General features: G+C 42.9%; 7 protein-coding genes. 2 read left to right on the top strand and 5 right to left on the bottom strand.

Annotation, left to right across the window (positions count from 1 at the left end; translation table 11 throughout):
* Window positions 1-122: 122 nt before the first annotated feature.
* From MsAc7_RS08935 to MsAc7_RS08925, 3 genes are all read right to left on the bottom strand, one after another.
* Complete coding sequence (locus tag MsAc7_RS08935) at window positions 123-1,313, bottom strand: argininosuccinate synthase (RefSeq protein WP_338102566.1); 1,191 nt, start codon at window positions 1,311-1,313, stop codon at window positions 123-125.
* A 1,082-nt stretch (window positions 1,314-2,395) separates the two neighbouring features.
* Window positions 2,396-5,611, bottom strand: coding sequence for a carbamoyl-phosphate synthase large subunit (gene carB, locus MsAc7_RS08930; RefSeq protein WP_338102565.1), 3,216 nt, complete (start codon window positions 5,609-5,611; stop codon window positions 2,396-2,398).
* Window positions 5,612-5,613: 2 nt separating this feature from the next.
* Window positions 5,614-5,832, bottom strand: coding sequence for a hypothetical protein (locus MsAc7_RS08925; protein WP_338102564.1), 219 nt, complete (start codon window positions 5,830-5,832; stop codon window positions 5,614-5,616).
* 1,355 nt (window positions 5,833-7,187) lie between these two features.
* On the opposite strand from MsAc7_RS08925, the gene MsAc7_RS08920 reads away from it, so the two are divergent.
* The gene (locus MsAc7_RS08920) at window positions 7,188-7,646 is read left to right on the top strand and encodes a hypothetical protein (protein ID WP_338102563.1); all 459 of its coding nucleotides are present in this window, start codon (window positions 7,188-7,190) and stop codon (window positions 7,644-7,646) included.
* A gap of 96 nt (window positions 7,647-7,742) precedes the next feature.
* Here MsAc7_RS08920 and gatE read toward each other — a convergent pair whose 3' ends face one another.
* Both gatE and MsAc7_RS08910 read right to left on the bottom strand, forming a co-directional pair.
* Window positions 7,743-9,653 (bottom strand): Glu-tRNA(Gln) amidotransferase subunit GatE, encoded by a 1,911-nt coding sequence (gene gatE / locus MsAc7_RS08915; protein ID WP_338102562.1) that lies wholly within the window; start codon window positions 9,651-9,653, stop codon window positions 7,743-7,745.
* A 231-nt stretch (window positions 9,654-9,884) separates the two neighbouring features.
* On the bottom strand, window positions 9,885-10,685 hold the full coding sequence (locus MsAc7_RS08910; protein WP_338102561.1) for a DUF1638 domain-containing protein: 801 nt from the start codon (window positions 10,683-10,685) through the stop codon (window positions 9,885-9,887).
* A gap of 648 nt (window positions 10,686-11,333) precedes the next feature.
* Between MsAc7_RS08910 and MsAc7_RS08905 the strand changes: the two genes are divergently transcribed.
* The gene (locus tag MsAc7_RS08905; RefSeq protein WP_338102560.1) at window positions 11,334-13,133 is read left to right on the top strand and encodes a PKD domain-containing protein; all 1,800 of its coding nucleotides are present in this window, start codon (window positions 11,334-11,336) and stop codon (window positions 13,131-13,133) included.
* Window positions 13,134-13,199 lie beyond the last annotated feature (66 nt).

The following is a 13,199-nucleotide window of genomic DNA, read 5'->3' as shown; positions in this document are numbered from 1 at the left end:
ATAAAACAAAACATGAAACAGAAAAAATTTCAAAAAAAAAAAAAAAAAAAAAAATAGATATTGAAAATCGTGATGGTTCACGATTTCAAAGTTCTGTTTTCCAATTTTTCGTTACTTTATTGTTATTTGTTTTGCCTTTTCAAGCTCTGATACATCCGGGCTTGGAATCCGTGGTATTTGCAGTAGCCTTCGGCGTCTTTTTGGTTGATGGTTTGGCTGTTAAACGAAACCATGTCTTCCGAGTAAAGCGCAAACGGAGATTGCCGGGCAACAACGGACGCGTTTCCTTTGTAAAGCTTCATCTGAACGGTTCCGGTAACGCGTTCTTGTGTTTTGTCAATAAAAGCATTTAAGTCTTCATAAAGCGGCTCGTTCACAAGCCCTTGATAGGCCAGTTCGGACCATTGCGCGTCGACCATGGCTTTGAATTTGAGTTCCGCGCGGCTTAACACCAGTTGTTCCAAGTCTTTGTGGGCTTTGAGAAGAATGGTGGCGGCCGGATGTTCATAATTTTCGCGGGCTTTAAGTCCGAGAACACGGTCTTCCACAAGATCGGAGCGACCGACGCCGTTTTTACCGCCGACTTTGTTCAATTCGCGAATCAATTCGACACCGTTCATTTTTTTGCCGCCGATGGACACCGGAACACCGTTTTCAAATCCGATTTCAAGGATTGTCGGCGTGTCGGGCGCTTTTTCAGGGGAAACAGTCCATTCATAGATTTCTTCCGGCGGAATAAAATTCGGATCTTCGAGGCGGCCGCCTTCGATACTGCGGCTCCAGAGGTTTTCGTCAACGCTCCACGGCTTGTCTTTGGTTGCCGCAACCGGAATTCCATGGTCTTTCGCGTATTCGATTTCCCATTCACGAGTCAAGTTAAGTTCCCGCATCGGCGCAATCACTTCAAGACCGGTGGCACGGAAAATGGTTTCAAACCGGAGCTGATCGTTTCCTTTACCGGTACAACCGTGCGCAAATGCCGCAACTTTTTCTTTTTCAGCGATTTCCGTAACTTTTTTCGCAATCAGTGGGCGGGCAATGGAAGTCCCCATGACGTAGCCTTCGTAGTCGCCGTTGGCTTTGATGAGCGGGAAAATATAATTTTGAACGAATTCGTCTTTTGCGTCAATGGTATAGTGCTTGTCGCTGATTTTTTTGGCTTTGTCTTCTGCCGTTTTCACTTCGTGTTCCGGCTGGCCGACATCGATGGAAACGGTCACAACGTTGTCATACCCGTATTTTTCTTTCAGAAGCGGAATACAAACGGACGTATCAAGACCGCCCGAGTAGGAAAGGATTGCTTTTTTTGCCATAATCTCACCAAAATGTTCAATAAATATTGAAAATTTGGTGGATATTTCAACGATTCATTATATTAATCTTTGTCCGCGGATGCGGTGAAAACGAAAAAGGAGCCGTTTTTTGCAGCAGCGGCGTCGCGTGCGCTATGGCGACACATTTTCATTTAGATTTCAAAAGCATGCAGCACTTTTTGAAAAATGAAAGAGAACAATCGTACGCTTGTTAAATTTTTAAAAAGAACGTCCCGATTCAATCGGACGCGTTTCGCGTCTGATTGAATCGGATTTCACTTGAAAGATTGGGTTCAGTAGCAGCAGATGCAATCGGAACAGTAAACAGCAGATGTAACTCAGAACAGTGAACAGTTGGTGCAATCGGAACAGTAAACAATAGGTACAATCGGAACAGTAAACAATAGGTACAATCGGAACAGTAAACAATAGGTACAATCGGAACAGTAAACAATAGGTACAATCGGAACAGTAAACAATAGGTACAATCGGAACAGTAAACAATAGGTACAATCGGAACAGTAAACAATAGGTACAATCGGAACAGTAAACAATAGGTACAATCGGAACAGTGAACAGTTGGTGCAATTGGAACAGCAAATAAATGATACAATCTGAATGGTAAATAGCAAGTACAATCCGGAATAGTAAACGGTAAGGTATTAACTGCACCTGCAAGCTTCCAATCGAAATGCACCCACGTATGGAAATCCGCAAAATACAGACGCAAAGCGTCTGATTTTGCGGGGCGGTTTGCTTGATTCATAAATAAAGAGCCGCCTGCGAATTTTTCAGCGACCGAAGGGAGCCGTTCGCGAAGCGAACTTATTGGAAACAGACTCCCCCGCCCCTTGAAAAATTCCGAAGCGAAGCGAAGGAATTTTTGCGTCGGAATTTGCGGGACGGTTTGCTTGTTTCATTTAAATTCCCACTTCCGTTTTTTTGAAAAATTTAAAATAAAAATGACCTGCATTTACTCAACTCATTGCGAAAAATGATTGCCATAACGCGCGCGCGTTGCTGCCAAAAAAGAAAACAAAAATGAAAAAAAAAGAGAAAAAAGAAAGGAAAAAGAAAAAAGATTATTGTCCTTTGTTGTAGTCTTGAATCGACTTAATTGTCATCTCTTTCTCTTTTGCCGCTGTGATGGCTTTGGCCGAAATCTTGGCGCTTTGAAGCGTCGTGATGTACGGAACGCCGTAATCGACCGCCGAGCGACGGATTCTGGATCCATCGCGTTTGGATTTCGTCTTTTGCGTCGGCGTGTTAATCACCAAGGCGACTTCATTCTTTCGAATGCGGTCAATGACGTTCGGGTTTCCTTCGTGAACTTTTAAAACGATGTCCATCGAAACACCGTTCTTTTCCATAAAGGCGGCGGTCCCGCGGGTTCCGATCATTTTAAGACCGGCTGCCGTCATTTCTTTGGCGATGAGAAGCATTTCATCTTTGTCCTTGTCGCGGACGGACATGAAAACATTTCCTTCAAGCGGCAATGTGTTGTCGGCGGCCATTTCCGCTTTGTAAAACGCCAAATCAAAGCGATAGTCAATGCCCATCACTTCGCCGGTACTTTTCATTTCCGGACTGAGGAGCGGGTCGGCGCCGGTGAGTTTGTCAAACGGTAAAATAACTTCTTTCACGGCGACGTGTTTGATTTGAGGTTCTTTGTCGGCGATAAAACCTTGTTCTTTTAAGGATTTGCCGACCATGACTTTTGCGGCGATTTTCGCAAGCGGAATACCGACAGCTTTGGAAACGAACGGAACGGTCCGGCTTGACCTTGGGTTGGCTTCGAGCACAAAGACTTTACCGTTTTGTTCGGCCATTTGGATGTTAATCATTCCTTTCACTTTTAAGGCAAGCGCGATCTTTTTTGTATAATCACGAACGGTTTCAAGAATCTCTTCGGAAAGTGTTTGGGCCGGAATGACACAAGCCGAATCTCCCGAGTGAATACCAGCTTCTTCAACGTGTTCCATAATGGCGCCGATGAAAACATTTTCAGCGTCACTCACGGCATCCACGTCAATTTCGCGGGCGCCTTCCAGGAAATCATCAATCAGAATCGGGTGGTCTTTAGACACACGAACAGCTTCCTTGATATATTTCTCAAGTTCGTCGCGGTCGGAAACAATTTCCATCGCGCGGCCGCCGAGAACATAAGACGGGCGGACGAGAACCGGATAACCGATTTTGTCGGCAACTTCATAAGCTTGCTTTTCCGACGTCGCGTATCCGGCTTCCGGTTGCAAAATGCCGAGTTTTTTCATCATGATGTTGAATTTTTCACGGTCTTCGGCAATATCCATATCAGATGGCGTTGTGCCTAAGATTTTGGTGGACATGTTCCGCCGCTTTAATTCTTCTTCTAAAGGAATGGCTAAGTTCACGGAAGTCTGTCCGCCGAATTGAACCAAAACACCGTACGGCTTTTCCTTTTCAATCACATTCATGACATCTTCAAGTGTGAGCGGCTCAAAGAATAATTTGTCCGACGTGTCATAGTCCGTTGAAACTGTTTCCGGGTTGTTGTTGATGATGTGTGTTTCAATGCCTTCTTCCCGAAGCGCTTTGACGGCATGAACCGTACAGTAGTCAAACTCAATCCCTTGACCGATGCGGATCGGACCGGAGCCCAAAATCAAAACCTTTTTCTTTTCATCCGTTGCCACAGACAGGTTCTTCATATCATATTCGGTGTAATAATACGGTGTGAATGCATCCAGTTCTTTGGCGCAGGAGTCAACCATCCTGTAAGCGGCCACCATATTTTCTTTCAATCGCATATCAGTGATTTCAGAGCGTGATTTTTTGGACAGCTCAGCGATTCTCTCATCCGTAAATCCTTTCTTTTTGGCGTCCAAAAGCAATTCTTTGGAAAGCGGTTGCTTGGACAAGGTTTCTTCCGTCATGACAACGTTTTTGATTTTTTCGATGAAGAATGGATTGATCTTAGTTAAGCCTGAAATCGCGTCGACCGTATAGCCTCTTCGAAGAGCGTGAATTATCGCAAAAATGCGCTCATCCGTTGCGACTTTAAGGAGATTGATAATTTCTTCGTCGGTCCAACAATAGTCATCAATGCTTTTTCCGAGATCAAGCCCGCGAATGGCTTTTTGAATGGCTTGTTCAACGCTGGCGCCGATTGCCATCACTTCGCCGGTGCTTTTCATGGATGTTGTCAGCGTTCGGTCAGCGGTCGTAAATTTGTCAAACGGCCAACGGGCCATTTTCGCCACAATATATTGAACATTGGGCTCGTAGTTATCGGACCCGACTTGAACGCCTTTGATAATTTCATCCAAGGTCTTTCCAATCGCAATTTTCGCAGTCACGCGGGCAATTGGGAATCCGGTTGCTTTGGATGCCAGAGCGGAGGAACGGGAAACACGCGGATTGACTTCGATAATCCGGTAATCTTTGGTTTCCGGATTGTAAGCAAACTGGATATTACAGCCGCCTTCAATGTTTAAGGCGCGGAGAATTTTAATGGCGGCGTTTCGGAGCATTTTTTTGTCATCTTCCGGCATGGTTAAAATTGGGGCGACGACCATGGATTCTCCGGTATGGATTCCCATCGGATCGATGTTCTCCATCGTACATATCACGATACAGGTATCGTTTTTGTCGCGCATAACTTCATATTCGATTTCCTCCCAGCCGAGAACACTTTCTTCAATCAGGAGTTGGTGAATGCGGCTCTTCTTAAGCCCGCGCTCGGCAATTTCAAAGAGTTCTTCCCGAGTGTGGGCAATACCGCCGCCGGCCCCACCAAGAGTGTAAGCCGGACGGATAATGAGCGGAAGACCAAATTCTTTAATGGTTTCTTCGACTTCATCAATCGATGATACGGCTCTGCTTCTCGGGACACGTTCGCCAATGCTGATCATAAGCTCCTTGAAAAGTTCACGGTCTTCCGCGATTTGAATGGATTTGACCTGCGTTCCGAGAATTTTAACGTTATATTTCTCCAAGATTCCTTTTTCGGAGAGTTCAGTCGTCATATTGAGACCGGTCTGCCCACCGATTCCGGCGATAATACTGTCAGGCTTTTCTTTTTCAATAATTTTTTCAATAATTTCAGATTTAATCGGCTCAATATAAATGGAATCCGCCGTCTCAGGATCAGTCATAATGGTAGCCGGATTTGAGTTGACCAGAACGACTTCAAATCCCTCTTCTTTGAGGGCGCGGCAGGCCTGGGTTCCCGAAAAGTCAAATTCTGCGGCCTGGCCGATGGTGATCGGACCGGATCCGATCAGTAAAATTCTACGAACATCTTGTCTTTTTGGCATATTTAATCCTCAATCATTTTTGAAAATAAGAAAAGAGAAGATAAAGTTGAAAAAAGAAGAAAACTGGAAAAAGATAAGTCAAAATCAGATAAAGTGCGTTTAAATGAAATATAGTCCGATAACGGGCATGTCGTTTCATCGGCATCCGCAGGTTTGATACATGAAGGCGGTTTTTTGAGATAACGACGGCTCATGCCATCAATTTTTTCTCCAAGATCCATGTTTAATATCTCTGTCAAATGTATCATTCCGATTTTAGTTGACTTAAAGGGTTTTCGCGCATGGCGTGTTTTAAGCCTCTAAAAGTGGATTGATAATTCTTCAAATATATAACTCCTCTGTTCGAAAATGTCACGAATATGTGTGTAGTAAAACCGAAAAAACACCCAAGAACCAATGACAAATAGGATAACAAAATAACCTTGAACATTATTGAAAAACAAGGAAAATAGGATTCAAAAAATTCAATCTGAACTTCCAAAAAGCAAGATTTAATAAAAATAACAATTAGCCGATTCAAGCAAAAGTATTATATATTTTGAAAAGATAGAGGATTGATACTGATATATCCTAATAGCGCAAATACGATTTTTCGTTATCGGATTTATCTCATCTATTTTGTTTCTTTCAATTGTTATATATTAGAACGAGTAGAAAAGGATAATTCGCCACAAACTATCCTTCTCTCTTTCACACATTTCTTCCAATTCAAAGATTTTTGAGTCTAGTTGAGTTATTGAAAAACTTCAGCCCAACACTGACAATAATCTAGTAGGAATCTCTCAAATAAATACTTATCGTTTAACATCTAGGATTTTATAGCAATTTATTCGACAATTGCTAGATTTTACCTCCTTTTTTCTACGACACTTTCCAAAGGGAACCAAAACAATATAGATTTGTATCAAAACATATCATTTTTGAAGCTTGTTGCTAAAATATCGCGATATAAAATTCAAAAATCGATTTCAGAAGAACTGGTCAAAACAATAGCATAGATTTAACGACTATATTTAGCAAAATCGAATGATTCCTATATTTTTGCTAGATAAAAGAGGGAGAAATCATTAAAATTAAAAGAAATATAGTTAATTGATGTTGTTTTTAGAATATAGCAAAATATATCATTGAAAACGAACCATTTCAACCAAAATGTTTGGAAAAAACTTATGTTTGACAGAGGCTGCAAAATTATTATAGCTGAAGCTATTTATTGTAGGGCAAATACAAAATAAAATTCAAAAAAGCGATCACAAATCTAGGCGTTCCTAGAAAGCAGATAGCAATTCAATTAAGTAATTTGTTAAATGCTAAAATCATCGACCGGAAATCAATAATGCATATCATTATTAGCACGAAGATAGCTTTTTTGAAATCGTTTGAGGATGGGATTGATAGATCGGTAATAGAACACCGAAAGAAAACAGAGACGGTAACACAAATCGAATGAATGGCAATCCATTTTTTGCGGATTTACGTCAACCTTAATTGATAGATACAACAAATGATAAATAGAGAAAAGGGTATATTGTTTGATAGATTTTTGATATTATTCAATAAGAAGGCTTGACATAACATGACAGATCCTATTGATTCAAGTGATAGCAGGTCAGCGGATGACAAAAACGATAGAAAAGCGCTGCATATGAGGATGCCGACAGACGATGGCAAGGCCGGCGATGATAAAAAGCAGTTGAACGTTCGAATTTCGACCGAACTTTATAAAAAATTAGATTCGATTAATGAGCCTAAAGGCGTCATTGTGACAAAAGCTCTTGAAAAGTACCTGGAGCCGGACGCCGCCTCGGCCGTTTCCCAAGAATATGTGGACGCACTTTTGAAACAGTTAACTGTCAAAGACAATCAAATCGCAGCGCTGACAAAGCAGCTGGAGACAAAAGACGAACAAATAATGGAGCGCGACAACACAACGAAAATGCACATCGCTCAGGTTCAGACGTTGATTAACCAGTTGGAGAAAAAGCAGTTGGAACTGGAAGGCGCCAAAAGTAAAAAATGGTATCAGTTTTGGTGATACATAAAAATTTAATATACCAAATAATATTCAAACGTTTTTATTAATTAAAAATTAAAAGAAAGCTGTTGAACAGCTTTCTGATTAAAATCAATTTTAACTCATTTTCCCAATCTTTTCTCGAAGCATCGCATTCACGACTTTGCCGTCAACTTTGCCGCGGTATTTCTCCATAACAAGACCCATGAGCGGCCCGGCCGCGTTTAAGCCTTTTTCGGCGATGAAAGCCTTTTTTTCGGCAATAACCGAGTCGACATAAGCTTCAAGTTCGCTCATATCAACTTCTTTGATGCCGAGCTTCCCAACCGCTTCGACAATCAGGCAGCCGGATTCATTGCAGACAACGACCAAAACATCACGTGCGGCGTCTTTGGAAAGCTTGCCGGCGGCAATGATATCAAACAATTCTTCAAAATGGTCGTCCGAAATTGAATCAATGTCAATACCTTCCCGTTTAAGTTCCGGCAAAACGCCTGTAAACACGCGCGCAATAAGCGTCGGCGACACATATTCGCTTCCTTTATACTTGTCCGCCAAACGTTCAAAGAGCGGCAAATATTTCGAAAAGACGATCTGGTCCGCAAAATCTTTGTTCAAATGATATTCTTTCATGAACCGGACGGCTTTGTCCGTCAACAACTCCGGCGCCGGATGGTTTTCGTATTTTTTCCGGCTGACGGCAAAAGTGTATAAATCCGTTTCAGGATACATCCGGGCAGCTCCCGGAAGCGGACGCATATAAGAGGTGTTGCCGTCCGGAAGCGCGTGGCGCGTTTCGTTTGGAATGCCGACCAATAAATCATCAGCCCGTTGCAAAACAGATTCCATGGCTTTTCGAACAACACTTTCCCGGCCAGAAATCATCACGACCGCATCATCGTCTTTGGCGCCGACAAAATTTCGAAGCGTTTCAACTTCTTCTTTTGTAATCCCGTAATTCGGAAGCTCATCCGTGTGGAACAAACCGGAAACCCCAACCGCTTTCGCACGTTCGGACAATTCCGTTCCGATCCGCCGGCCCGGCATGATTTCGCGGCCGACGAAGCCGTCAAAACCGTTGAGGCGAATCGCGATAATTCGGCGGTCTTTGGCGCTTTTTTGAATGACCTTTGAATTTGTGTTCTTAAAAATCTCGGTCGCGTCAAACATTTCATGACAAATTGACGCGCTTTTGGCAAGCAGCTCGTCCCGAACCTGAAGAAGATTCAACTGCCGGCCGATTTCACGGCGGACAAGTTCATCGATCATATTCAGCGCCTGAACGCCTTTCATTTCGACGCGGGCGCCTTCCCGAATAGAAACGTTAACATCCTGCCGAATCGTCCCGATGCCGCGCTTAACCTTTCCAGTGGAACGCAAGCACATGCCGAGATAAGCCGCCACTTCATAGGCCTGCTCCGGTGTTTTAATATCCGGTTCAGTCGCAATTTCGACGAGCGGGATGCCGAGGCGGTCTAATGAAAAAATAATATATTCGTCCGTTTCCTCAACTTTCGGAGCGGACTCTTCTTCCAAACACAAGCTGGCGATGCGGCACCGCCCGGAATCAGTTTCAATCCACCCGTTTCCGGCGATAAACGACGTTCTCTGATAACCGGCCGGACCGGACCCGTCCACAATAATTTTTCGCATCGTGTGGACACGGTCCACCGGAACCAAATGAAGCAGTTTGGAAATGGAAAGTGTAATATCCAACGCTTCCGGATTGATCGGCGCCGGACCCGCCTCATCAATGTCCCCCAAACACGTTGTATCATAAACTTTGTAGATATTTTGTTTCCGGGCTTTTGTCTGTTCGATCGCGGCCGGGTCCATCATACCCAAATTGTTGGCTTTGGGACGCAAATACCGGCGGAGCTCATGCGTGGATTCCGCAACTTCGCGGTAAATATTCGGACATCGGCAGTGAAGTTTTTTTTCGGAAGCCACCTGCTGGTGAATTTCAAGACCGACTTTCAGTCCGAGCGTTTCATAATCATATTCCGGCATGGTTTTTTCGTTGCTCATAGTCAAAAGTCCCGTATTTTGATTAAAAAAGGAGTGATGAGTATATCTTTTATAAATTTAACCCAAATGAAATGAAAGTCATTATTTATCATAACAATTTTACCGGATTATAACCGAATCCATAAAAATCCGGCAAATGAAGTAAAATATAAGAGATATAAGAGGCTCAATTAAAATTTTTACCGCTTTAAGAATATAATTAAGAAACAAGATTGTCATGTTTTTTGACATTTATGATGACAAAATATTCAATTCTTTCATCAGATTCTCATAACACGTATAAACAATGCTTTTGCCTTCGTATTCGATAATTTTCATGTCGAACCGTGATGAAAAATCCGAAACAATATCGTCATACTTTTTTTCATATATGAACCCGGTATTGATTTTTCCGACGTTCTTATAATTTGAATACTTAAAAACAAATCTAATCATTTCATCATCGTTCGGATCCGGCGTTAAAGCACTCGCGTAAGCAATTTCGCGCCAATAAGCCGCTTGCATCGGCGTCAAAAAGAATGTTCCTTCCCCGGAAGGGCATTCTCTTAAAACCTGAATATACCGTTTCCGGCTGCCTAAAGACGCACAAATGCAATCATCGACGATATCGCCGTCGCTGTCTTTTAGAATTCGGACCGGGCAACCCGGCAGACTTAAGTCCGATTCAATATTTCCAAGAACATTGCCGCATAATCCGTAAAGAACCAAAATGCCATCTGAACCCGACTGCACTGCTTTCACCGCCTCATAGACCATGACCTTGATTTCATTCGGGCGGGATTCCATCGAAAATTCAATTAAGCGAAGGGCAATGACATCATCCGCCTCAAAAGGCAAGGAATTACTTTCAAGAATTTCATAAACAATGCCTTCCGAATCCAACTTTAACATCAACATTTCGATAAAATCCGTCTTGTAAAGAATAATCTTCAAGGATTTGTTTTCATTTTTGCGCATTTCGGACTCTTTCTTCAAAAGAGCGGTGAGTTCATCCTCAAATATTCGACAAGAGACTAAGGTAACCTTCGTCATGTGCAATCCTCCGATTTTGAACAGTTTAACAACAGGCTTCTCAGAAAAACAATAACAGAAGACAATATCATTTCCATATTTTTTAAGGGAGAACGGAAAGCCCGTATGAATTTGTTGTGTGGTAATAGACCACATCACTTATAATAAGGAAGCGATTTTCAGTCAATTACCGAGGAGTATATCCAAAGTATTATTTCAAGTCAATCAAATAATTCAATTTGATTAAGATAAACAAAAGACCAATAAATGAAAATAAGGGTCAAGAGAAGGAAATTATAAATATACGCAAAAAGTGATAAAATATTTGAATTTCATAATATTTGATGCATTTTTTTCTGTATATTCACCTTAACAATGCTTGTTTCAATGGTAAGGTATATATTCTTCTTTATATCTTATATTCAAGCAGTTATTTGATTATATGGCCTGATAAGAATTTATATAGTCAAATAAGATTAAAGTAGATTCTTACGACAAAATAATGTCTGATGTACTCAAAAATTTAATGAATAATTCATAATTTTTGAACAAATTAACACGAAACTAACATTAAATGAAAAACGAGAATTTTGAAAAGATGTTATTATTGTTTTATTGTTCAATCATGTCCTTTTTGAGGAATTAACGAACCTTGGAGTTTAGATATTTATGAAAACACATGGAAACCACTTCGGGAAATTAATGGGAACGGCTCTTGTTCTCTGCCTTCTCCTGGCTTTATTCCCGGCAGTTACCGTTGCAGCGCCGTCCGATGGATATATCGAAGTCGGAACCATTCCGGTCCCGGATTTCGTCGGAACACCGCTCCGCGGAAAAGCCCCGTTAACCGTCGCGTTCACCGACCAATCTGCCGGTGCCCGACAAAACATGACCTACAACTGGAGTTTTGGTGACGGATCCTATTCCAACACTGCCGGAGATGTCACACACACCTACACCAAAGAAGGTAACTACACCGTGACGTTGACCATCACCAACAACTACGGAACCAAAAACATGACCAAAACCAATTACATTTATGTCGGTTCCGGTCCGGTCGCCAACTTCACGGCAAACCAAACTGCCAGCAACTCTGTTTTGAACGTCAAATTTACCGACCAATCCCTCGGCAACCCGACTACCTACCTTTGGAACTTCGGCGACGGAACAACCTCCAATGAGAAAAGCCCGACCCACACCTATGACAAAGTCGGATCCTACACTGTTTCTTTAACGGTTTCCAATGAGTTCGGAAACGACACCATGACCAAAACCGGTTACATCAACATCGGTGTTGCACCCTACGTTTTCTTCACAGCCAACTCCACTTGTGACAACACCAAACAAATCGTTTTCACAACTTACGGCCAAGTGACCGACCCGGCCACTTACAACTGGAACTTCGGAGACGGAACCACATCCACCGAGAAGAACCCGACTCACAATTATAAATCAGCCGGCGTTTACAACGTCACTTTGAACGTGACCGACAAATACGCTACAATCACCTACAGCTTAAAGAACGTCGTTGTTTCCGACACCGTGAAAGCAGACTTCACCGCCACCAACAACCAAGGAGCGGCACCGTTGAAAGTTCAATTTACGGACCAATCAATCGGCAGCGGAAACTTAACCTACCTCTGGAACTTCGGCGATGGAACAACTTCCACCGACAAGAACCCGTCCCACACCTACAACCAAACCGGAACCTATACCGTTGCTTTGACTGTTGTCAGCAGCTGCGGTGTGAACTCTGTTGTGAAACAGAACTTCGTCAGTGTCGGAAAGACACCGGTCGCCGACTTCAGCGGAACACCCACGGACGGATCTGCAACCTTGTCTGTTCAATACACCGACAAATCACAGGGCGAGAACTTGACCTACAGCTGGGACTTCGGAGACGGAACCACATCCACCGAGAAGAACCCGAAACACAACTACACAACCGGCGGAGCTTACACAGTGAAATTAACCGTGAAGAACCAATACGGTAACAACACCATGACCAAAGAGAAATACATCACAGTCGGATCTGCCCCGCGCGCAGACTTCCAAGCTGACGTTCTCTCAGGAGTTGCACCGCACCCGGTTCAGTTCACAGATCTCTCCTCAGGCAACCCGACTTCCTGGTCCTGGGACTTCGGAGACGGTGGCACATCCACTGAAAAGAACCCGAGACACACCTACCAGAAATCCGGTTACTACAACGTTACCTTGACCGTGAAGAACCAATATGGCGAATCCACGCTCTTGAGATTGGGTGACGGACAGAAGATCTACTTGGAAGACCAAAAGGTGAACAACACCACAAACGAAACCAACAACACCACCAATGTAACCAACAACACCACAAATGCAACAAACAACACCACAAAACCGGAATCATCCATCCCCGGATTTGAAGTTGTGTTCGCAATCGCGGCGATTCTTGGTCTTGTCGGCGTCGGTCTTTACAAGAGAAGAAAATAATAAAAAATAAGTGAAAGAGGATTTTTCCTCTTTCTTCTTTTTTTATTTTTGAATAAATCTGTTCTG

This window comes from Methanolapillus millepedarum (assembly GCF_032594115.1).
GTDB classification, from domain to species: Archaea; Halobacteriota; Methanosarcinia; order Methanosarcinales; family Methanosarcinaceae; genus Methanolapillus; species Methanolapillus millepedarum.
Note: the sequence above shows the minus strand (reverse complement) of the source record. Positions and strands in the feature narration are given on the sequence as shown.